Origin of the sequence: Paenibacillus xylanilyticus, assembly GCF_009664365.1 — a bacterium.
In the GTDB taxonomy this organism is placed as follows: Bacteria; Bacillota; Bacilli; order Paenibacillales; family Paenibacillaceae; genus Paenibacillus; species Paenibacillus xylanilyticus_A.
The window spans coordinates 4,660,192-4,683,035 of the sequence record NZ_CP044310.1 but is presented as its reverse complement, the minus strand read 5'-3'; the positions used below and the strand labels follow the sequence as shown (position 1 = coordinate 4,683,035).

At 47.5% G+C, this 22,844-nt stretch carries 25 protein-coding genes; all 25 read left to right on the top strand.

Features of this window, described 5'->3' with window-relative positions; all coding sequences use genetic code 11:
- The first annotated feature begins 60 nt into the window (after window positions 1-60).
- Complete coding sequence (locus F4V51_RS20865) at window positions 61-414, top strand: hypothetical protein (protein WP_095289874.1); 354 nt, start codon at window positions 61-63, stop codon at window positions 412-414.
- Between the two features lie 273 nt (window positions 415-687).
- Window positions 688-1,050, top strand: a complete 363-nt coding sequence (locus tag F4V51_RS20860; protein WP_095289876.1) for a histidine triad nucleotide-binding protein — start codon at window positions 688-690, stop codon at window positions 1,048-1,050.
- Window positions 1,051-1,224: 174 nt separating this feature from the next.
- The gene (rpsU, locus tag F4V51_RS20855) at window positions 1,225-1,398 is read left to right on the top strand and encodes a 30S ribosomal protein S21 (RefSeq protein WP_005547957.1); all 174 of its coding nucleotides are present in this window, start codon (window positions 1,225-1,227) and stop codon (window positions 1,396-1,398) included.
- A gap of 15 nt (window positions 1,399-1,413) precedes the next feature.
- Window positions 1,414-1,857, top strand: a complete 444-nt coding sequence (locus F4V51_RS20850) for a GatB/YqeY domain-containing protein (protein WP_095289878.1) — start codon at window positions 1,414-1,416, stop codon at window positions 1,855-1,857.
- Window positions 1,858-2,215: 358 nt separating this feature from the next.
- Window positions 2,216-3,532 carry an NfeD family protein gene (locus F4V51_RS20845; protein WP_153980795.1) on the top strand — a complete coding sequence of 439 codons (1,317 nt, stop codon included), beginning with the start codon at window positions 2,216-2,218 and terminating at the stop codon, window positions 3,530-3,532.
- Between the two features lie 162 nt (window positions 3,533-3,694).
- Window positions 3,695-4,702, top strand: coding sequence for a flotillin-like protein FloA (gene floA / locus F4V51_RS20840; RefSeq protein WP_153979460.1), 1,008 nt, complete (start codon window positions 3,695-3,697; stop codon window positions 4,700-4,702).
- A gap of 13 nt (window positions 4,703-4,715) precedes the next feature.
- Window positions 4,716-5,309: a hypothetical protein gene (locus tag F4V51_RS20835; RefSeq protein WP_153979459.1), complete on the top strand. Its 594-nt coding sequence runs from the start codon at window positions 4,716-4,718 to the stop codon at window positions 5,307-5,309.
- A 177-nt stretch (window positions 5,310-5,486) separates the two neighbouring features.
- Entirely contained in the window at window positions 5,487-5,780 is a 294-nt protein-coding gene (gene yqfC, locus F4V51_RS20830; protein ID WP_095289883.1) for a sporulation protein YqfC, read from the top strand.
- Window positions 5,777-6,970: a sporulation protein YqfD gene (gene yqfD, locus F4V51_RS20825; RefSeq protein WP_153979458.1), complete on the top strand. Its 1,194-nt coding sequence runs from the start codon at window positions 5,777-5,779 to the stop codon at window positions 6,968-6,970. Before yqfC ends, yqfD begins: the two co-directional genes overlap by 4 nt.
- 6 nt (window positions 6,971-6,976) lie before the next feature.
- Window positions 6,977-7,948: a PhoH family protein gene (locus F4V51_RS20820; protein WP_095289887.1), complete on the top strand. Its 972-nt coding sequence runs from the start codon at window positions 6,977-6,979 to the stop codon at window positions 7,946-7,948.
- A 15-nt stretch (window positions 7,949-7,963) separates the two neighbouring features.
- On the top strand, window positions 7,964-10,213 hold the full coding sequence (locus F4V51_RS20815) for an HD family phosphohydrolase (RefSeq protein WP_153979457.1): 2,250 nt from the start codon (window positions 7,964-7,966) through the stop codon (window positions 10,211-10,213).
- A gap of 34 nt (window positions 10,214-10,247) precedes the next feature.
- Complete coding sequence (ybeY, locus tag F4V51_RS20810; RefSeq protein ID WP_153979456.1) at window positions 10,248-10,745, top strand: rRNA maturation RNase YbeY; 498 nt, start codon at window positions 10,248-10,250, stop codon at window positions 10,743-10,745.
- Window positions 10,745-11,113 (top strand): diacylglycerol kinase family protein, encoded by a 369-nt coding sequence (locus F4V51_RS20805; RefSeq protein WP_095289893.1) that lies wholly within the window; start codon window positions 10,745-10,747, stop codon window positions 11,111-11,113. Before ybeY ends, F4V51_RS20805 begins: the two co-directional genes overlap by 1 nt.
- Before the next feature lie 58 nt (window positions 11,114-11,171).
- Window positions 11,172-11,585 (top strand): cytidine deaminase, encoded by a 414-nt coding sequence (locus tag F4V51_RS20800; RefSeq protein WP_153979455.1) that lies wholly within the window; start codon window positions 11,172-11,174, stop codon window positions 11,583-11,585.
- A gap of 34 nt (window positions 11,586-11,619) precedes the next feature.
- The gene (gene era / locus F4V51_RS20795) at window positions 11,620-12,522 is read left to right on the top strand and encodes a GTPase Era (protein ID WP_095289897.1); all 903 of its coding nucleotides are present in this window, start codon (window positions 11,620-11,622) and stop codon (window positions 12,520-12,522) included.
- 101 nt (window positions 12,523-12,623) lie between these two features.
- Window positions 12,624-12,764, top strand: coding sequence for a YqzL family protein (locus tag F4V51_RS20790; protein WP_095289899.1), 141 nt, complete (start codon window positions 12,624-12,626; stop codon window positions 12,762-12,764).
- Between the two features lie 33 nt (window positions 12,765-12,797).
- On the top strand, window positions 12,798-13,550 hold the full coding sequence (recO, locus tag F4V51_RS20785; RefSeq protein WP_153979454.1) for a DNA repair protein RecO: 753 nt from the start codon (window positions 12,798-12,800) through the stop codon (window positions 13,548-13,550).
- A 146-nt stretch (window positions 13,551-13,696) separates the two neighbouring features.
- Window positions 13,697-13,837, top strand: a complete 141-nt coding sequence (locus F4V51_RS20780; protein WP_153979453.1) for a hypothetical protein — start codon at window positions 13,697-13,699, stop codon at window positions 13,835-13,837.
- A gap of 222 nt (window positions 13,838-14,059) precedes the next feature.
- The gene (gene glyQ / locus F4V51_RS20775; protein WP_095289904.1) at window positions 14,060-14,947 is read left to right on the top strand and encodes a glycine--tRNA ligase subunit alpha; all 888 of its coding nucleotides are present in this window, start codon (window positions 14,060-14,062) and stop codon (window positions 14,945-14,947) included.
- Window positions 14,940-17,018, top strand: a complete 2,079-nt coding sequence (glyS, locus tag F4V51_RS20770) for a glycine--tRNA ligase subunit beta (RefSeq protein ID WP_153979452.1) — start codon at window positions 14,940-14,942, stop codon at window positions 17,016-17,018. The genes glyQ and glyS overlap by 8 nt, the downstream gene beginning before the upstream one ends.
- A gap of 218 nt (window positions 17,019-17,236) precedes the next feature.
- The gene (locus F4V51_RS20765) at window positions 17,237-17,704 is read left to right on the top strand and encodes a YaiI/YqxD family protein (protein ID WP_371859954.1); all 468 of its coding nucleotides are present in this window, start codon (window positions 17,237-17,239) and stop codon (window positions 17,702-17,704) included.
- Between the two features lie 48 nt (window positions 17,705-17,752).
- Complete coding sequence (dnaG, locus tag F4V51_RS20760; RefSeq protein ID WP_095289907.1) at window positions 17,753-19,573, top strand: DNA primase; 1,821 nt, start codon at window positions 17,753-17,755, stop codon at window positions 19,571-19,573.
- Window positions 19,574-19,616: 43 nt separating this feature from the next.
- On the top strand, window positions 19,617-20,756 hold the full coding sequence (gene rpoD / locus F4V51_RS20755) for an RNA polymerase sigma factor RpoD (protein WP_153979451.1): 1,140 nt from the start codon (window positions 19,617-19,619) through the stop codon (window positions 20,754-20,756).
- A gap of 183 nt (window positions 20,757-20,939) precedes the next feature.
- Window positions 20,940-21,698, top strand: a complete 759-nt coding sequence (locus F4V51_RS20750; RefSeq protein ID WP_153979450.1) for a tRNA (adenine(22)-N(1))-methyltransferase — start codon at window positions 20,940-20,942, stop codon at window positions 21,696-21,698.
- Window positions 21,674-22,789, top strand: coding sequence for a Nif3-like dinuclear metal center hexameric protein (locus tag F4V51_RS20745; protein ID WP_153979449.1), 1,116 nt, complete (start codon window positions 21,674-21,676; stop codon window positions 22,787-22,789). The genes F4V51_RS20750 and F4V51_RS20745 overlap by 25 nt, the downstream gene beginning before the upstream one ends.
- The last annotated feature ends 55 nt before the right edge of the window (window positions 22,790-22,844 follow it).

Below are 22,844 nucleotides of genomic sequence, written 5' to 3'. Positions count from 1 at the left end.
TTCGCCCAGATCTGAATACCATGAAAGGGTGATGAAGCACGATAAGGGAGGCGTACCGAAGTGGAGAAGTTGGAAGCGAAGAAGATCTGTAAGGAACACATTCATCGTTATGTATGTGTACAGATGAAGGATGGAAGTCATTATGACGGTATTATGGAAAATGTGGATGACGACATGATTTATTTGGCAGTGCCTGTCGGTCCTGAAGCTGCGCATCATGCAAATTGGGGACCAAACGCGATGCCGGGAGCAGGTTATCCTGCATCTCATGCTCGTGGATTTTATCCGGGTTACGGTTACCCGTATCCATATCCCTATCCTTATCCATACTATGGTTACGGTCGCAGACGTTTTAACAGACTGGTGCTTCCATTGATCGGGCTGACTGCATTAACACTGCTGCCATACTATTAATGAAGGACTGAAGTCGGATTAGGATTTTAAACAATCATAAGGACCCTTCTCATCCTGGCAACATGCTGCTGCCTACCTGGATGTAGAAAGGTCTTTTTTATGCTATTCATCAACGAAGTGAGAATGAGAATTGTACGGGGTGTTTAATGGCATGCTAGCGTGGGCTAGCTTAATGAGTGTAACTATTTTTCATGTGAGATTGGACGTCACTTTTCACTTACGGTATGATAGAGAGGCATACATAAATCTTCAAATCAAAGGAGGGTATGAACAATGGATTGCTTGTTTTGCAAAATTGTAGAGGGCAGCATTCCCTCCAATAAAGTTTTGGAGAATGAACATGTGGTTGTCTTTCACGACATCCAGCCCGCTGCACCGACACATGTCCTCGTTATTCCGAAAAAACATATTGCTTCCATGAATGATGTGACAGCAGATGATATAGCACTGATTGGTGAGGTTCATCTGGCAGCACAGGAAGCAGCGAAACGCCTTGGGGTTGATGAGTCCGGTTATCGTTTGATTAATAACTGCGGCAAAGATGGGGAACAAACCGTCCATCACCTGCACTATCATCTGCTTGGAGGCACCAGACTCGGTGCGCTGACAAGCCTATCGGATTCACACAAATCATAATGGATCCTGTGCTCTACATCTCCTCTTGGGTGGTGAAAAAAGAAGCACTGTGATTCGCATAAATAAAGTGATCATTACGTTAAGGTTGACACCTTTATTACCTTTCGCCTATAATGAAAGGTGATGAACCGTGTTATTGCTCTTGGACGGTCTGGTCGGAGGGAGGGAAAACTGGTGTCTGAAACTAAAGTTCGCAAAAACGAGACTATTGATGCTGCACTTCGTCGCTTTAAACGTTCCATCGCTAAAGATGGCGTCTTGGCTGAGGTGAAGAAACGTAAGCATTATGAGAAGCCAAGCGTAAAGCGCAAGAAAAAGTCCGAGGCTGCTCGTAAGAGAAAGTTTTAGGAGGATTTGAACAACATGAATCTTAGCGAACGATTGAACGAAGATATGAAGCAAGCGATGAAGAGCAAGGACAAGTTCAAGCTCTCCACCATTCGGTTGATTCGTTCGACGATCAAGAATCTTGAAATAGATTTGAAAAGAACTTTGGATGACAACGAAGTGCTTGATATCCTGAGTCGTGAAATCAAACAGCGCAAAGATGCCCTCCAAGAATTTGACAAAGCGGGCCGTGAAGAACTCGCGGCAAATGCAAAAGCGGAAATTGATATAATTGGTCAGTACCTTCCCGCACAGCTTACCGAAGAAGAAATTAAAGTTATTGTACAGCAGACCATCCAGGAAACCGGTGCTTCTTCGAAAGCCGAGATGGGGAAAGTCATGGCGGCCCTTATGCCGAAAGTTAAAGGCAAAGCGGACGGCAAACTGGTTAATCAAGCAGTTCAACAATTTCTGCAATAAAGCAATCAATGAACACCTCCTGACTTGTCAGGGGGTGTTTTTTCCTGTTTGCATGTTGCTGAATTTACACTTCAGACTTCCTTGGATTTAGCATGGGAGAGAATTCGATGTACAGGACAAAGAAACAATACAATTTTCAAAACAGACAAAAAATTACTTTAAAATGGTTCTTATACATAAAATTAGATTTAATTTCTTGCAATTCCTCTGGCTTTCAAATATAATTTTAAGATTTTGAAACGAAATGTTGCATTGTACGTAATAAATACCATAAGCTGGACAGTATAACAATAATGGAAAAGGGGGGATTATTGTGAAGGGAAAGCGCCGGAAGAGGCTTGCGGGGCCATTGTTGCTCATGATGCTGCTGACGCTGCTGCTTCCTCTGTGGGTTGGATTGCCGTCTGCACATGCAGCTGAAAAGAGCGGCGCCGTATATATTATTCCGGTTGATAAACCAATCGAGCAGGGGTTAGGCAAGTTTATGGAGCGCGGCTTCAAGGAAGCTGAATCAATGAATGCTGGCCTGATTGTTCTCGATATCAATACACCGGGAGGACGGGTCGATACGGCGGAAGAGCTGGGTACCCTGATTAAGGAAAGCCCTGTTCAGACCGTTGCTTTTGTCCGCGGAGATGCTGCTTCGGCTGGAAGTTTTCTGGCCTTGAATGCAGATAAGATCGTAATGTCGCCAGGCAGCATGATTGGTGCGGCAGCGATGGTGGACAGTACGGGTAAGCATGTCGATGATCCGAAGCTGGTTGCATTCTGGAAGAGCAAAATGCAGGGAGCAGCGGAACAAGGCGGCCGTGATGGCAATATTGCAGCCGGAATGACAGATGTCAACATGGTTGTGGAAATGCCGGAGATTAACAAAACGAAGCAAAAGGGAGAAATTATTGCCTTATCAGCCGAGGAGGCGCTGAAAGTGGGATATGCGGACCACATCAGCTCAACCCCGGAAGAGGCAGCAGCATGGCTGGGTTATGGTCAGGACGATGTATTTACTGTGGAGAGAACTGCAGCAGAAAATATATCTTCTTTTCTGACGAATCCTGTGGTGATGACTATACTTTTGTTCCTGGGAATTGCAGGTGTAATCATTGAACTGATTGTGCCTGGATTCGGAGTGCCTGGTATTGTAGGGATCGTGTGTTTTGTCCTTTATTTCTCAGGGAACTACATTGCTGGATTTGCAGGAGCAGAGACATGGGTGCTGTTTACGGTTGGACTCATCATGATGATTTTGGAGATGTTCATTCCAAGCTTTGGTATCCTGGGCATATTAGGATCCATTGCACTTGTTGCCGGTGTTGTGCGTGCTGCTTACGATACAAGTGATGCTTTTGTTTCGCTGGGTATAGCCTTCGGGGCAGCGCTGGTAGTCATAGCTATCGTGGTGATTCTCTTTAAGGACAGGGGAATATGGAATCGATTCATTCTGAGCGACAGCTTGTCTTCTGATCGTGGATATTCTTCGGCTACAGAACGCAAGGAGCTTATAGGGCTGCAAGGCATTAGCCTGACGCCTCTTCGCCCATCCGGAACTGCGATGTTTGATGGTGAGCGGATTGACGTTGTGACGGACGGAGATTTTATTCCTATTGACACACCGATTATTGTGGTTAAGGCGGAAGGTACCCGGATTGTAGTTCAACAAGCCTTGCCGGTGTAAGCCGCTGTGTTGCCGGAGCTTCTTCGAGCTTCGGCAAAGTACATAACCATTACGGCAGTGCTGCCTGCCGAGTGGTCTGATTCAAAATATGCAGCATAATGTTGCTAGGTCTGTTAAAATGTATTTTTACAAAATTATAGCGCAAATGGAGGAATTTTGACTATGGAACCAACCTTGATTACGGTTTTGCTCGTTGCGGTAGTAGCCATTATCGTATTGAGCGTATTCTTCAGCTTTTTCCCGGTCATGCTCTGGATCTCGGCCATTGCATCCGGTGTACGTATCGGAATTATTACGCTGGTAGCCATGAGATTGAGACGTGTAACGCCAAGTCGTATCGTCAATCCTTTGATCAAAGCAACCAAGGCAGGACTTGGATTAACCATTAACCAGCTGGAGAGTCACTTCCTTGCCGGTGGTAATGTAGACCGTGTAGTCAACGCTTTGATCGCCGCACAGCGTGCCAACATTCCGCTCGAATTCGAACGTGCTGCAGCAATCGACCTTGCTGGTCGTGATGTATTGCAAGCCGTACAGATGAGTGTTAACCCGCGTGTTATTGAAACGCCAATTGTATCTGCGGTAGCAAAAGATGGTATTGAAGTTAAAGTTAGAGCACGGGTTACAGTTCGTGCGAACATTGATCGCCTCGTGGGTGGTGCTGGTGAAGAAACGATTATCGCCCGTGTTGGTGAGGGTATCGTAAGTACGAACGGTTCCTCCAATTCTCACAAAGACGTCCTGGAAAATCCGGATCTGATCTCCCGTACCGTATTGTCCAAGGGTCTAGATGCAGGTACAGCTTTTGAAATTCTGTCCATTGATATCGCGGATGTGGATGTAGGTAAAAACATTGGTGCCTTCTTGCAAACTGAACAGGCAGAAGCCGACAAACGAATCGCTCAGGCAAAAGCGGAAGAACGTCGTGCAATGGCCGTAGCCCAAGAGCAAGAGATGAAAGCGCGCGTAGTTGAAATGAGAGCCCGGGTGGTTGAATCCGAATCCCAAGTGCCTTTGGCGATGTCCGAAGCGCTTCGTAGCGGTAAAATCGGGGTTATGGACTACATGAACCTGAAAAATATTGAGGCTGACACTCAAATGCGCAACACATTGGGAAAACCTGGTGACAATTCAAACAACGATCAGGGTGACTCCAAAAACGGAAGATAGGCGGTGAGTGCATATGGGCCTATTTGAATGGATATTTGATAATCTGTACATTGTGGCGGTTATTGGTTTCGCACTCTTCTCCTTTCTAGGAAAAGCTGCCAAATCAGCCGACCCGAACAAAAAACGTCCGGGAAACGGGATGCCTACGTTCGGGGGAAGCGGCGAGCAGGATCGCAGGGAGCGATCCCCGTCACAATCAGCTACCCAGCAATCTGCTGGTGATACCCGTTACGATGAGTCGTATGACGATGACCGGTATGAGGACGATTCATACGATGATCGATATGATCAGCCGTATTCGGAGCCTGCGGCATCAGCTCGTCGAGAGGACGATTTTGGAAGTCAAAGCTCAATGGGGATGGAAAGTTCCCTGGAACAGCAAATGAAAGAAATGGAGCAGCAGCAGCGTCTGATTCAGGAGAGGTTGAATCGGATCTCTTCTGCGGACACACCGACTGTATCTAACACGAGTTGGGATGAGAGTGCATCGGGTGAAACCGGAACATCCCGACTTCGTCCAGAAGAAATCCGTACCGGTGTTTTATGGGCAGAAGTTCTGGGGGCTCCGCGTTCCAAACAGCCTTTTGGAACTAGAGGTAAGTTGTAGGATGCAATCCCTATCATAAAAATAAAGAGTCGTCTCTGGTGAGCAATATGTCCAGAGACGGCTTTTTTGTGTTGTTCTCCTTTTTAAAGAATTAATGATCTAACAGAAGCTGTAGTTTTCATAAAATCATGTTTCTTCGCATAAGTTGAACTGTAGAGGAAGGGGGAAGACCTTCGTATGACCCGGATCAGCCGCAAGCTGCGCAGATGGACCAGTGAGGTGCTGGATTTGCCGCAGGACGTGCTTTATGATATGCCACGGTTAACCCTGATCGGCAGCAAGCAATTATATATCGAAAATCATCGCGGTGTGATCCATTTTACGCCGAATCGCATTGTTCTGGCTTTGACCCAGGGTCAGCTCGAGATTAAAGGCGTTGATCTGATGATTCGTAATATTTTGCCGGATGAAGTGGCGGTGGAAGGAACAATTCTGGATATACATATGAATGGAGCGGAGGGAAACGGATGAAACAGCCCAGTCTGTACAAACTGCGAGGTGCAGTCCGAATAACGGTCACTGGGGGAGACATCGAAGCGCTGATCAACATGGTGGCAGAGCAGGGACTGGAAGTGTGGAACCTGCGTGCCCATGATGGACGCAAGGCAGAGATGAATATTCTGCTGCCGCATTTTTTTAGGCTGCGTCCTTTGTTGAAGCGGACAGGCTGCAGGGTGAAGGTGACGCACCGCAGCGGGATTCCTTTTTTTATGGCCAGATTAATGAAAAGGAAGTTCTTCCTTGGGGGCATGGTGCTTTTCGTGATTGCCATGTTTGCATTATCTTCGATGGTCTGGAATGTTGAGGTGAAGGGGAATGTGAAAATCCCGACTGATGTGGTGCTTGCTGCAGCCAAAAAAGAAGGGATATATCCTTTCCAGTGGGGGTTCAGACTCCAGAGTCAGGACAAGCTTTCCAGACAGCTGGCTTTGGCACTTCCCGACGTAACCTGGATTGGTGTGAGCAAAGAGGGGACAACCATTACCATTCAGGTTGTAGAATCTGCACAGCCTCAGCGTGAACCGCTGCTGAATCCAAGGCACTTGGTGAGCAAATCGGATGCAGTCGTGACTCAGATATATGCGGAACAGGGGCGTCCTGTCGTACAGAAGGATACACGTGTTAAGAAAGGTCAGGTATTAATATCGGGTATTTTGGGTGATGAAGAGAATACAGAGAATGTTGTGGCCAAAGGTGAGGTTCGTGGACTCGTATGGCGTGAATATGAGGTGGAAGTACCTCTTGTGCAGAAGTATAACACCATGACAGGAGAGAGTAAGGAACGTTTTTATGTTGTGCTTGGGGATTGGGCTGTTCAGCTCTGGGGATATGGAAAGACGCCTTTCAGTTCCTTCAATACGGCGAGTGATCATAAGCCGCTGACGTGGCGATCCTTCACGCTTCCGATGGGATGGCTGACGGAGACCGATATGGAGACCACTCAGCAGGAGGAACAAAAGACGGTGGAGTGGGCCAGAACGAAAGGGCTGGAGGGAGCCAGAAACGATATTATCGCCAAAAATGGCAAAGGAACGAAAATTTTAAGTGAAAAAATTTTGCATGAGAAGAAAGAGAATGGTAAAGTTTATATGAAAGTATTATTTGAAGTGGAAGAAAGCATTGCGGAAGAACTTCCGTTAGTCCATAGTCAAGGAGAATGAGGCTATTTGTCAGAACAAACACGCAGCATACGAATCTCCCTCCAGAGTGCGGGAGAGGGTCAATCTCTTTTTGGACCCCAAGATATTTTTCTGAAACTGATTGAATCCGAGATTCCCGCCCAGATCGCTTCACGCGAAGCGGAGATTGTGATTCACGGCAATACAAAGAATGTGGAATCGCTTGAACAATTATTCGATGTGTTACTGCAATTGGTACGAAACGGGTATGTGCTAACCGAACGAGACGTCAGCTATGCTATTGAACTGGCCAAGGATCTGCGTGCAGACCAGCTGCTTGATCTGTTCAAGGGAGAAATTACGACGACTTACCGGGGCAAACCGATTCGTGTTAAAACCATTGGACAGAAGCACTATGTAACGACAATTAAGAAACGTGATGTTGTATTCGGCATTGGTCCAGCCGGTACGGGTAAAACCTATCTGGCCGTTGTCCTGGCGGTTGCAGCTCTCAAGGAAGGCAGCGTCAAGCGTATCGTGCTTACCCGGCCTGCTGTCGAAGCGGGCGAGAGCCTGGGCTTTTTGCCTGGAGACCTGCAGGAAAAGGTTGACCCTTATCTACGGCCATTGTATGACGCCTTGTATGACGTAATGGGACAAGAGCAAACGGCCAAGGCACTGGAGCGCGGTTTGATCGAAATTGCTCCACTGGCATATATGAGGGGGCGTACACTCGATGACTCGTTCATCATTTTGGACGAAGCTCAGAATACGACGCCTGAACAAATGAAGATGTTTTTGACCCGTCTTGGTTTTGGCTCCAAAATGGTCATTACCGGAGACGTAACGCAAATTGATTTACCTCGCGGCAAAAAGTCTGGACTGGTGGAAGCAAAAACGATACTCAGTGAAGTTGAAGAAATTGGATTTGTCTATTTTGCCGAGCAAGATGTTGTACGGCATTCCCTCGTCCAAAAAATTATCGTTGCATACAACCACGCCGCAGAAAATCAAGAATAGAAGGGATTGTCTAAAGTGACCTCGAAGGAACTGTCAAAAGGCAAATCTTTTCAGAATAGAACCACAGGATGGAAGTATAGCGTGTGGGCACGCTATCTTCTGTTTTTGTTTCTGGTGATTCTCTTCTACTTCAGTCTGGCCTCCAAGCTGCTTCCCGAGCGGTACGACATTCAGGAAGGCACACGAAGCGAAGTGGATATTGCTGCGCCCATGCAGATTCCAAACACGAAGGCAACGCTGAAAGCTCAGGAAGAAGCTGCTGAGCGTGTACAGCCGATCTATCAAATTGTGCAGCTGCGAAACGAAAATTTGATGACCACCCTGCTGGATCGAATTGACCGTCTGAATCAGGATGACCAGATTTCCAGTCAGGACAAGATTGATATCTATCGTGATGAGATTCCGCAGCGGCAAAAGGATTTTGTGTCCAACTTTATCAATAACAATCGGAAAGCGGGTACATATTCCGAAACTCTTTTGGAAGAGATCAGAAACGTAGTGCAGGAGCAAAGCTACCGAATTCCGGAAGAAACCTATATCAAGATATCTCGCTTGACCTCGGAGGATATCCAGGAGATGAAGTCCGTTGGACGGGATATCGTGTCCAGATTGATGACGGATCAGATCAGTGATGCTACGACTGCAAGGGCAAAAGTTGCCGAAATGGTAAGTGTAAGTTCCCTTAGCAAGCGTACGCAGCGTGAGGTTGTTCAGGAGCTCGCCCGCCTTGTAGTAACGTCCAACCGTTTCTATGATGAAGAGGGGACCAAGGAAGCCAAGGTACAGGCTCGTGAAAATACACAGACAGTCTATATCAAGCAAGGTGATACACTGGTTGCCAAGGGCGAAATGATAACCCCCGAAATGTACGCGCTTCTTGATGAAAATGATTTGTTGAAAAATGAAGTAAACTACTGGCCGCAGTTGGGTCTTCTCATGCTGTCTTGTCTGCTGTCGGCAGCAATCCTGATGTATATTCAGCAGTTCAGCGGAACGCATTTCAAATATAATAATGCACAGCTGCTGATGCTTGTACTCATTTTCATTATTACGATTGTGCTGATGCATGTAACGGCATTCATCCAGACAGCAGACAAGTCATATGTCGGCTTTCTTGCGCCCGTTGCAGTGGGGGCGATGTTAATTGCCTTATTGCTGGATACATCGCTTGCTTTCGTTTGCTCGATCATCATTGGCATGTTGTCAAGCATCATCCTGAATACGCATCAAGGTCAGATTTTTGATTTTGAGCTTGGCTTCTTTGCGGTACTGGTGTCTTTTGTTGCGATCTTCGCGACATACCGGGCAAGCCAGCGATCCACCATCTTGAAGGGTGCCATCATGGTCTGCCTGTTTGGTTCCATTGCCGTCTTTACACTGTCGCTGATTGATACGGGGGATTGGAACCGTACAACAACGCTGTACGGCATTGGATTTGCTTTTGCAGGTGGTGTACTAACAGCGATTCTCGTCATTGGGCTTATGCCATTTTTTGAAACATCGTTTGGTATACTATCCGCACTGAAACTGGTGGAGCTGTCCAACCCGAACCACCCGTTATTGCGCAAACTGCTGACGGAAACACCGGGCACGTATCATCACAGTGTTATGGTAGGAAATCTGTCAGAAGCTGCGGCCGAGGCGATAGGAGCGAATGGTCTGCTTTGCCGAGTAGGTTCGTATTACCATGATATTGGCAAGACCAAGAGACCGATATATTTCATCGAAAATCAGAACAATATGGAGAACCCGCATGATTCCATCGATCCCAAATTGAGCAAATCAATTATCGTTGCGCACGCACGGGATGGTGTGGAGATGCAGAAGGATTATAAGCTCCCGAAACCGATCCGGGATATCGCGGAGCAGCATCACGGGACAACCTTCCTCCATTACTTCTATCACAAAGCGCTGCGTCAAGCCGAGGAAGCGGGAGTGGAGCCTGACTTTACAGAAGAAGATTTCCGTTATCCAGGTCCAAAAGCCCAATCCAAGGAATCGGCTATCGTGGGGATAGCGGACAGCGTTGAAGCAGCAGTGCGGTCCCTGCGCAAACCGACTGTGGAACAAGTGGAATCCATGATTGAGAAGATTATCAAGGGACGTCTCGATGATCATCAGTTTAACGATTGTGATCTCACCATGCGTGAATTGGATATCGTTGCAAAGACCTTGAAAGAGACGGTAATGGGAATCTTCCACTCCCGGATTGAATACCCGGAAGAGATCAAAAAACCGAAGCCGACCTCACCTGAAGCAGGTTGACTTACGAATATGAGCAGACAGGAGTTATGAAAGAATGAGTCTTAACCTGGCATGGAATAATGATCAACAGGATAAAGAAATTACAGAACAGATGGTTGCAATGCTGGAGCAATTGCTGAACCTGGCAGGAGAAGCTGAAGGCGTGGCCGATGGAGAGGTTGCTCTCACATTTGTGGATGATGCTCAGATTCACGAGCTGAACCGCGATTACCGCGGAATCGATCGTCCGACAGATGTGCTGTCATTTGCCATGAATGAAACCATGGATGAGGAACTGGACATCATCTACGAACTGGATGAGGATGAAGAGATGGAGGAGATGCCAGATGTACTCGGTGACATCATTATCTCCGTTCCTCGTACGATCCTGCAAAGTGAAGAATACGGACATTCATTTGAACGTGAGCTTGGTTTCCTGTTTGTGCACGGGTTCCTGCACCTGCTCGGATATGATCATCAGGACGAAGCAAGCGAAGCCGAAATGATGGGCAAACAGGAAGCTGTACTCGCCCAGGCCGGGTTGACACGATAATGAAAAGGCGCTCCTGGAGTCTGGTGTTCCGCAATGCGGCAGAAGGAATCGTATACGGTTTTCGGACACAGCGAAATGTAAGGGTTCATTCGGGAGTAGCCGTCATCATGTGTTCGGCAGGATTTATCTTCGGGATTTCGAGGACAGACTGGATGTTTGTGCTGACAGCCATCTTTCTGGTGCTGGTAACCGAATTAATGAATACGGCTGTAGAGGCAGCGGTAGATCTGGCACATCCGCATATTCATCCGCTTGCAAAAGCGGCGAAAGACACCGCGGCTGGCGCAGTTTTGCTGGCGGCGGTGTTCGCTGTAGTCATCGGATGTATGGTGTTCTTCAAACCGGTTTTACATTGGCTTGGTTTCTGATAAGCCCGTTATAACAAGAAGTTTATTTTAGTGATAACCTGAGGGAGAGATTTGGATTATGGATAATCAACAGCTCATGCAAGAAGCCATTAAGGCACGTGCCAAAGCGTACACACCTTATTCCCATTTTGGCGTAGGAGCAGCTCTGCTCGATAGCGAAGGCAATGTGCATCATGGATGCAATATTGAGAATGCTGCCTATACACCAAGCAACTGCGCGGAGCGAACAGCACTCTTCAGTGCGATCGCAGGGGGGCAGCAGCCTCGTAGTTTCAAGGCCATTGCCGTTGTAGGAGATACGGAAGGTCCAATCGCGCCATGTGGCGTGTGTCGCCAGGTACTGGTTGAGCTGTGTGAGCCGGATATGAAAGTCATCATGGGCAACTTGAATGGTGACCTGCAGGAAACGACGGTTGCCGAGCTGCTGCCTTGGGCTTTTGGTCCGTCTGATTTGGATTTTGCCAAAAAATAAACTATTCCAGGCCTAGGCGCCTGAGGAGGAACATATGAAGAAAAAAGCATTTAAATCAGGTTTTGTAGCTATTGTTGGACGTCCTAACGTTGGTAAATCGACTTTGATGAACCAGGTTATTGGCCAAAAAATAGCCATTATGTCGGACAAGCCGCAAACCACTCGTAATAAAATACATGGCGTTTACACATCCGAAGACAAGCAAGTTGTCTTTTTGGATACACCGGGTATTCATAAACGGCAATCCAAGCTGGGTGATTATATGAACCAGACTGCCTTGAATACACTCGGGGAAGTGGAAGCAGCTCTGTTCCTGATTGACGCTTCCGAAGGAATGGGCGGTGGTGACCGTTATATCGCCGAACAACTGAAAAATGTACGGACTCCTGTCATTTTGGTGATGAACAAAATTGATAAAATCGAACCGGAAGCGCTGCTGCCGCTGATTGAGGAGTATCGCAAGCTGCACGACTTCGCAGAAATCGTACCGGTCTCTGCCAAGCTCGGCAGCAATGTAAGTACTCTGCTCGATCAGATCGGCAAGTATTTGCCGGAAGGACCACAATACTACCCGGAAGATCAGGTTACAGACCACCCGGAACAGTTCGTTTGTGCGGAGCTGATTCGGGAGAAGATTCTGCAAATGACCCGGGAAGAGGTTCCTCACTCCATTGCTGTAACCATCGAGGATATGAAGGTTCAGGACAACGGGGTAGTATACATTTCAGCCGTTATTTTTGTAGAGCGTGACTCTCAAAAAGGGATTATTATCGGTAAACAGGGAGCCTTGTTAAAAGAAGTGGGCAAACGTGCGCGTACGGATATTCAAAACCTTTTGGGTTCGAAAATCTTTATGGATCTGTGGGTTAAGGTGAAAAAGGATTGGAGAAATCAGGATCGCGTTCTGCGTGATCTCGGCTTCCACCGTGACGTTTAATCGAGCAAGTATCCATTAATTGCAACACATAGTTTACCTTGCAAGACTCCATCCTAACTGGTAGATGCAGACGTCATTTCCGAAGAGAGGATGAAATTCTGATGCGAGATTTTTCGTGGAAGGTTTTTGCAATGACGGGGGATGTGGAGTCCTATTTGTTGTATACCGAGTCATGCGCGTCAACAGGACAGGAGTCTGATACTGCAGGGGAAGTGATAGAAGATGAAGAAGCCGAAGGTTAATTGGCTGATTCGGGAATGGTTAGGTGACGAGGCATGCTATACAGGGTGGAAGGGATTGTCATCCGCAGCATGGACTACGGCGAGGGAAACAAAATTATTACGCTTTGCACCGAAAGTGGTGGAAAAGTAGGCGTACTCGTCCGTGGTGCCAAAAAGCCCAAAAGCCGACATGCTGCGCTGGTGCAGCCGTTTACGTACGGTCAATACGTATATTTCCGTAACACGGGCCTGGGAACACTGAATGCGGGCGAAATCATGGAGTCATATCATGAGCTGCGGGAAGATTTGGTTAAAGCAGCCTATGCATCCTATGCATGTGAACTGCTGGATCGGGTCCTGCAGGATGAGGAAACAGGTGCTTTCTGGTTCAAGCAGCTTAAGGCTTGTCTTCAGGCGTTAAAGGAAGAGAAGGACCCCAGCATCATTACCAGTCTCTATGAGATGAAAATATTACAATCGGCGGGCTACGGCCCGTCGCTTGATGAATGCATTTCATGCGGCCAGGAACGGCCGGATGAACAGTTGTTTGTAAGTCCAAGGCTCGGTGGTGTGCTGTGCAGAGCCTGTAAACACTTTGATCCACCCGCGTTATCCGTAAGTCCGAAAGCTCTGAGGTTACTGCGGTTATTTGCACAGCTGGATTTGCAGCGACTGGGTAATATATCCGTTAGTGAGGCCACTAGAGATGAAATGAAGAAGATCATGAGAGCCTTCATGGATCACCAGCTGGGTCTCAATTTAAAATCCCGTTCATTTCTCGATCAGATGGAGAAATACGGGATTTAAGGTGTGTTTTCTGGGGATGACAAGATTCACTTGACTTTGCACTCTTTTTTATTTAATATGGACTATAATTTCTCTTTTTGGAGACATGCATTGAACGAGAGAGTAGGAGACCTGATTTATTATTCTCGTAGATAGGCCTGATGGTCTTGACTACGATAATTGAGCGAGCCTGGGATGGTGCAAGCCGGGATGAATGGGTCTGTGAAATGGCACTCGGGAGCATGAATGGACACGGAAAAGTGGGCTTGCGTGAACAGGTTATCCTGTTTTGTACACAAGCCAAGTAGGGTGGAACCGCGGGAGTAGCTCTCGTCCCTACGTCTGGACAACAGGCGTAGGGCGAGGGCTTTTTTTGATTGTGGAATTATTTTCCGTCAAAGCTGGTGGATAGATTCCGGGAAACTCTCGCAAAACGCGGTTTGTCCGTTGTAAGCCTGGCTTCGATCGACGCTTGTGCGATCGGAAGTATTCTAAGCTTGCCAATAAACCCATTGAAAAGGAGCATGATTATGAATTTTCAGCAGATGATTCTCACGCTGCAACAATTCTGGGCCGAGCACAACTGTATTATTGTCCAGCCATATGATACGGAAAAAGGGGCAGGTACCATGAACCCGATGACCTTTTTGCGTTCACTTGGACCAGAACCTTGGAAAGTAGCTTATGTTGAGCCTTCCCGTCGTCCTTCCGATGGACGTTATGGAGAAAACCCGAACCGTCTGTATCAGCACCATCAATTCCAAGTCATTATCAAGCCTTCACCAGACAATATTCAGGAAATTTACCTGGAAAGTCTCAAACGTTTGGGCATTGATCCACTTAAACATGATATTCGTTTTGTTGAAGACAACTGGGAGAATCCTTCTCTGGGCTGCGCAGGTCTCGGCTGGGAAGTCTGGCTCGATGGTATGGAAATCACACAGTTTACATACTTCCAGCAAGTCGGTGGAATTGAGACGAACCCGGTAGCTGTTGAAATTACGTATGGTATGGAGCGCCTTGCTTCTTACATTCAGGAAAAAGAAAATGTGTTTGATCTGGAATGGGTAGAGGGAATCACCTATGGTGATGTATTCCTGCAGCCTGAGTTTGAACACTCCAAATATACGTTTGAAGTATCCGATGTGAAGATGCTGTTTACCCTCTTCAACATGCATGAAGAAGAAGCGAATAAGGCTATGGCACAGAATCTGGTATTCCCGGCATATGACTATGTGCTGAAATGTTCCCATACGTTTAACCTGCTGGATGCTCGTGGAGCAATCAGTGTTACAGAACGTACCGGTTACATTACGCGGGTCCGTAATCTGGCACGCCAAGTGGCAGCAACATATGTGGAAGAGCGCGAGAAGCTTGGCTTCCCGCTGATCAAGAAAGGGGGAGCCGAGCATGTCTAAGGATCTGTTGTTTGAAATTGGTCTGGAAGAAGTACCTGCACGTTTCTTGCGCGCGGCGATAGAACAGCTGCAGGAACGTATCGTGAAATGGCTGGATGCATCCCGCATAACACATGGTGAGGTAAACGCTTATGCTACACCACGTCGCTTGGCTGTCATGATTCAGAATGTTGCCGAGAAACAAGAGGATGTAGAAGAAGAAGTGAAAGGCCCTTCCCGTAAAATCGCACTTGACGAGAGCGGCAACTGGAGCAAAGCAGCACTCGGATTTGCACGGAGTCAAGGTGTTGATCCGGATCAGTTTACGTTTAAGGAACTCAGCGGAGTCGAGTATATCTATGCAACCAAGAGCAGCAAAGGTGTAGAGACTTCATCTGTAATTGGTGAAGGATTGCTGTCGATTTTGCACGCCATGACATTCCCTAAATTCATGCGCTGGGCTTCATATGATTTTAAATTTGTCCGCCCGATTCGCTGGATTGTCGCTCTGCTTGGTAGTGAGGTTATTGATATTGAAGTTGCAGGTGTGAAATCCGGGAATGTAACTCGGGGACATCGTTTCCTTGGTAAGGAGACCGTGATTACTAACCCTGCTTCATACGTCGAATTGCTGCGATCCGAACATGTTATTGCAGATATCAAGGAACGGGAGCAAATGATTGTTTCCCAGATTCAGGCACTGGCTGCTGAGAAAAATTGGGATATAGCCATCAAGGAAGATTTGCTGGAGGAAGTACTGTTTTTGGTGGAAACGCCAACCGTATTGTTCGGAACATTCGATCCTTCATTCCTTAATATCCCTCAGGAAGTATTGATTACTTCGATGCGTGAGCATCAGCGTTACTTCCCTGTACTGGATAGTGCAGGACAATTGCTGCCTTACTTTGTAACCGTTCGTAACGGAGGCAGTGATTCACTTGATGTCATCGCTAAAGGTAACGAAAAAGTACTGCGTGCCCGTCTGTCCGACGCCAAGTTCTTCTACGAAGAAGACCAGAAGCTCGAGATTAAGGACGCACTGTCCAAACTGGAGAGCATTGTCTTTCAGGAGGAGCTGGGTACCGTTGGTGACAAGGTGCGCCGTATTCGCAAGATTGCGGACGGACTCGCATCCAAACTGCAGGTTTCTGCTGACGTTGCCGAATCGGTGAGCCGCTCTGCAGATATCTGCAAGTTTGACCTGGTTACGCTGATGGTTGGTGAGTTCCCTGAATTGCAAGGAGTTATGGGTGAGGATTACGCTCGCAAGGCAGGCGAGAAGGAAGAAGTGGCCAAAGCGGTATTTGAACACTATCAGCCGCGCTTTGCCGGAGACCAATCTCCTGCTTCACTCGTAGGTGCGATAGTAAGTGCTGCAGATAAAATGGATACCATCGTGGGCTGTTTCTCCATCAATATCATCCCGACAGGATCCCAGGATCCATATGCACTTCGTCGTCAGGCCGCGGGTATTGTACAAATCTTGCTGGATCATCAGCTTCCACTGACGCTCTCCGATGTGTTCGGGGTTGCGCTTCAGGTACACGCTCAGATGAACCTTTTGAAACGTGCAGATGAAGAGGTTCGTAAAGATTTGCAGGACTTCTTCGGTCTTCGTGTGAAAAAACTGTTGTCCGAGACTGTTCGTTATGATGTTGTTGATGCCGTGATCTCTGCCGGATTCGATGATATTAGTGCCATTGTTCCAAAAGGCGAGGCTTTGATGGCCGCTGTTCAAACCGGTGATGCATTCAAAACAACAGTGGAATCTTTCAACCGGGTGGGTAATCTGGCTGCCAAAGCGTCGAATGCTTCTGTTCATCCTGAACTGTTTACCGAAGAAGGTGAGAAGCAGCTGCATGAAGCTTGGAACAGAACCAATGAGGAATATCGCAAAGCTTTGTCGCAGCACGATGCAGCGGAAGCGCTGGCGATTGCATCCGCTTGGAAGGAAGCCATAACAGCATTCTTCGATTCCGTAATGGTTATGGCCGAAGATGAAGCAGTCCGTGCTAATCGCTTGGCTCTGCTCGCAGCTATCGATCGTGACTTGAAAGGATTTGCCGATTTCTCCAAATTGGTGTTAGTATAATATCCCGGCACGGACGGGTTAGAGCATACGCTTCAAATTCAGTATTAAAGAAGGATATATGAGGGTATAAATATACGGAACGGGTTGTGAAATTTTATTTTTAACAGCCGTTCCGTATTTTAGCCTTTGATTTACCTTGACTGGTCAGAAGGAATTTCGCTGACGGAAGTCGTATATAACAATATGCAGCTATTTTATGAAGCCGGGTGATCCTGAGGTTGAGTGAGTTGAATGTACGCCAGATTGTTGTGGACGGAGATGCTTGTCCGGTGAAAGCCGAGATTGCAGAAACGGCCCGCCGTTTTGATATCCCCGTATTGTTAGTATCTTCCTTTGATCATTTGCTTCAGGGAGGAGAAGGGGTGCGTACCGTGCAGGTGGACCGCAGTGATCAGAGCGCGGATCTGTACATCGCCAATCATATCAAGCCCTGTGATATCGTCATTACACAGGATTATGGACTGGCAGCACTCGCGCTTGGCAAACGTTGTTATGTTTTATCATTTCGTGGTCGCGAATTTAATGATCGTGACATTGATTTTATGCTCGATTCCCGGCATACTGCTGCCAAAGCACGGAAAAGAGGGCATTATGGGAAGGGTCCAAAGCCTTTCACAGAGCAGGATCGGGAAATTTTTCAACATAAACTGACAAAACTTTTGAAAGATTTGCAGGAGAATGTGTAAGTTTAGCGAATTATATTTACGTGCTGAAAGAGATGAAGGTGGCCAGAGATGAGTACCGGACAAGGCGGTATACCCGAAAGCATTATTGAATCGGTGTTACAGCAGCATGATATTGTCGATACGGTGAGCCGATTTGTGCATCTGACCAAGCAGGGGAAGTACATGAAAGGCCTCTGCCCTTTTCATTCCGAGAAGACGCCTTCGTTTACAGTTACACCAGAGAAACAAATTTTCTACTGCTACGGTTGCGGCACGGGTGGAAATGCCATCAAATTCAGGATGGAAATCGAAGGGTTATCCTTTCCCGAGGCTGTCAAGACGATGGCGGAAGAAAGTCACATCTCCATGGGGGACTGGCAAGGGCGTGAATCCGCTCATGTAAATCCGGAGACCGAACGTCTGCTGGAGGCGTATGAGCTAACTGCAAAGCTGTATCATTTCTTATTGAAAAATACAGAGCATGGAAAAGCAGCCATGGAGTATTTACGCTCGCGGGGCTTTAGCGACAAGCTGATTGACCAGTTCCAGATTGGTTATGCGCCGAATCGTTGGGACACGTTGGTGCAATTTCTGGAGAAACGCAACTTTCCTCTTGAAGAGATGGAAAAGGGCGGTCTTCTGTCGCAGCGGAGTGAAGGTCAGGGCTATGTGGACCGCTTCCGAGACAGGGTGATGTTCCCGATTAATGGCAGAAGCGGCAAACCGATTGCATTTGCAGGCCGCATTTTGGGAGACGGGCAGCCGAAGTACCTAAATTCACCGGAAACCCGGTTATTTAACAAAAGCCGAGTTCTCTACAATCTGCATCAGGCCAAAAATGCAATTCGAAAACAAAGACAAGCTATTTTGTTTGAAGGTTACGGCGACGTGATCTCCGCCTGGGATCAAGAGATCCAGAACGGAGTAGCGGCCATGGGTACAGCGCTGACCGAGAATCAGGCACTTATGCTCAAGGGCATGTGCGACGAGGTCATTATCTGTTATGACGGTGACCGAGCAGGGCAGGCCGCTGCACTTAAGAACTTCCCCATTCTGGAAGAGGCTGGGCTGCAGGTTAAGGTGGCTCTTATACCCGAAGGACTTGATCCGGATGATTTTATTCGGAAGTACGGTGGTGAACGGTTTCGCAACCAGATTGTAGACGGTGCTGTGACCACAACAAAATTTAAGCTTATAAACCTTAAAAAAAACCATATACTGCTAGAAGGCGGCGGTCTGATCGCCTATTCCAAGGAAGCGGTAAAGCTAATCGCGCCATTATCTTCCCCTACAGAACGCGAAGTGTATTTGCGTGAACTGGCTGCTGAAGTGGATGTGTCATTTGAGACACTGAAGCAGGAGTGTAATGAAGAGCGCCAGTCCATGAAAAATAACGAGCAGTATGGGGATAATAACCCGAAAAGGTGGAATAATGGTAGGCAACAAAATAGGCAGGTGCCTACACCCAATCTGTTGCCGGCTTACCATGCTGCTGAGCGCAAATTGCTTGCTTGGATGCTTCAGGATGACGAGGCTGCACAGTATGTGAATGAGCATCTTGGTGAAGCTTTTAACTTGGATGATCATGCAGCTATTGCTGCTTATCTATATGCCTATTATGCGCAAGGCAAATCGCCGGATACAAGCCGTTTTATGTCCTCATTGCATGATGATCGATTGGAGAAAACCGTCAGCTCGATCTCAATGATGGATGGCCCGGGTGAATGGAACGTTCAGATACTCGATGATTGTATCAGGGAAGTGCTGAAATATCCGCGCAAAAAAGAGTACGATCTAAAAAAGGAAGAAATGATTGCTGCAGAGCGTGCAGGTGATTTTGTACGCGCGGCACAAATCGCAATTGAAATGATTGCCCTAGAGAGACAGTAAATGTCCGTGTGTTGGATGTTTCTAGGGAGGAGGGAGTCGAGTTATGGCGAATGATCAGCATACTGAACTAGAAACAGAATTGACGCTGGATCAGGTTAAGGATCAACTGATTGAATCAGGCAAAAAAAGAGCTTCATTGAACTACAAGGAAATTATTGAGAAACTCTCCCCGTTTGAGCAGGATGCTGAGCAAATGGATGAGTTCTACGAACAATTAAGTGACCTGGGTATCGACGTGGTAAACGAGAATGATGAAGAGGTTACGCTTCGCCCTAGTGATGACTCAGATAACAACAACAGAGAGGGAGACGATGAGTTCCACTTTGATGATGATCTGAGCTTGCCTCCAGGTATCAAAATCAATGACCCTGTCCGGATGTATCTGAAGGAAATTGGTCGTGTACCATTGTTGTCTGCGGATGATGAAGTGGAACTGGCCAAACGGATTGAAAACGGGGATGAAGAAGCGAAGCGCCGACTGGCTGAAGCCAACCTTCGGCTCGTTGTCAGTATCGCCAAGCGATATGTGGGACGCGGCATGCTGTTCCTTGACCTGATTCAGGAAGGAAACATGGGTCTGATCAAGGCCGTAGAGAAGTTTGACCACAAAAAAGGGTATAAGTTCAGTACGTATGCGACTTGGTGGATTCGTCAAGCCATCACACGTGCGATAGCCGATCAGGCGCGTACCATTCGTATTCCGGTGCACATGGTCGAAACGATAAATAAACTGATTCGGGTATCCCGTCAGTTGTTGCAAGAACTTGGACGCGAACCAACGCCAGAAGAAATTGCAGCTGAAATGGATCTGAGCGTGGAGAAAGTGCGTGAGATCACGAAGATTGCACAGGAACCGGTTTCCCTCGAAACACCGATCGGTGAAGAGGATGACTCCCATCTGGGCGATTTTATCGAGGATCAGGAAGCTCTGGCTCCAGCAGATGCTGCTGCCTATGAATTGCTGAAAGAACAGCTTGAAGACGTACTGGATACGTTGACAGAGCGTGAAGAGAATGTACTTCGCCTTCGTTTTGGTCTGGACGATGGACGGACGAGAACGCTGGAAGAAGTGGGCAAGGTCTTTGGAGTTACGCGTGAGCGTATTCGTCAGATCGAAGCTAAGGCTCTTCGTAAACTGCGCCACCCAAGCCGCAGCAAACGGCTTAAGGATTTCCTCGAATAACAGAACCACGGGAGACTTTTCGCAAGCCGCTTAGGCGGCGGCGAGGTCTCCTTTATTTTTAAATCCAATGTCTTAATTGCTTGGTTTTGGTAATTAATCCTTGAAATGTTTGATTGGATTTCATTTTATCGCTTTTCGTTGTCCAATGCAAATCAATAAATTAAATGAATGTGCAGGTGCTTCATGAAACTTTCGAATCGATTACAACAAATACATGATCAAATTCCCGAGGGCAGCCGTCTAGCCGATATAGGCTCTGATCATGCATTGCTGCCGGTAGCTGCCGTTCGCAGTGGGAAGGCTGCAAGTGCTGTGGCAGGAGAAGTTAACCCGGGACCCTACGAGGCCGCGCGCAAACAGGTAAGTGATGCAGGGCTGCAGGAAAAAATTACCGTTCGTCGTGGAGACGGACTGGAAGTCGTCTCTGCAGGCGAGGTAGATGTCATTACGATTGCGGGAATGGGTGGAGCATTAATTGCTTCCATACTGGACCGCGGCCTATCCAAACTGGAAGAAGTGAAGATGCTTATCCTTCAACCTAATGTGGGTGAGGATATCCTCAGACGCTGGCTGCTGGATCATCAATGGGTGGTTGTGGCAGAACGATTGCTTGAGGAAGATGGCAAGATCTATGAGATTATTACAGCCATGCCGCAGGCAACCAGTCCAATTGCGAATGAGGAAGTGTACCTCGCCCGCCCGCTTGAAGGCGGAGTCGTTCTGACGCAAGATCTATTGCTGCGTATGGGTCCATATCTGGTGGACAGACCCACAGACGTATTCTTTGCAAAATGGGAAAGTGAGATCGTTAAGCTGAAGGGTGTTGTGCAGTCCATCTCAAAATCGGACCAGGACTCTTCGCGTGAAAAGGCTGCCGAGGTGGAACGTCTGATTGCAAACCTGAAGGAGGTACTCGAATGTTTGCCAAAGGTCAAACTGTAATTCAATTGATGGAGCAGCTGGCTCCCAAACATCTGGCTGTACCCGATGACCGGATCGGACTGCAGCTGGGCAGTCTGCAAAAAGAGATAAATCACGTTCTTATTGCTCTTGATGTGACTGATGAAGTTGTAGAGGAAGCTATTCGAATCGGTGCCAATCTCATTATTGCTCACCATGCTATTATTTTCCGGCCGGTAAAATCATTCAATACGGATACACCGATGGGTAAATTGTATGAGAAGCTGATTAAGCATGATATTGCCGTATATATCAGTCACACCAATCTGGACGTGGCCGAAGGCGGCATGAATGATTGGATGGCTGAAGCGATCGGCATTGAGAGCAAAGAGTCGCTGGAAGATGTACATACAGACCATCTGTACAAGCTGGCTGTATTCGTCCCGCGCACGCATCATGAACAGGTGCTTCAGGCCATTCTGGAAGCTGGAGCCGGAAGTATCGGCCAATACAGCAAATGCAGCTTCAATACCGAAGGAACAGGAACCTTTGTACCAGGAGAAGGGACACAGCCTTTTATTGGTACACAGGGCCAGCTGGAGCGAGTGGAAGAGATGCGTATTGAGACCATTGTACCGCAGAGCCTGCGGAGCAAAGTGGTACAGGCCATGCTGAAGGCTCACCCTTATGAAGAAGTGGCCTATGACCTGTATGCCATGGATTTAAAAGGCCGTACACTCGGTCTGGGGCGTCTTGGACCCCTCAAGGAACCAAAGACACTGGGTGAACTGGTAGAGGTCGTGAAGGCCCAATTAAACGTGCCATACGTTCGTGTCGTAGGGGATCTGAACCGGCAGATCAAAAAAGCGGCAGTCCTTGGCGGTTCGGGAAGCCGTTATACGCTGACAGCTCGTTTCAAAGGGGCCGATGTCATCGTAACGGGAGATATTGATTATCATACCGCTCATGATGCGCTGATGGCTGGCATGTGCATCATAGATGCGGGTCATAATGCCGAGAAGATCATGAAGTCCAAAACAGCGGACTGGCTGCGTTTGCGATTGACAGACAAGCGTTATGAGACCCAAGTGACGGCTTCGGAGGTCAATACGGAAGTATTCCAGTTTATGTAGTTAAGTGGGATCATCCGTTTCCAGTAATATTAAGCTTGTTTGTAAACTCAAATGC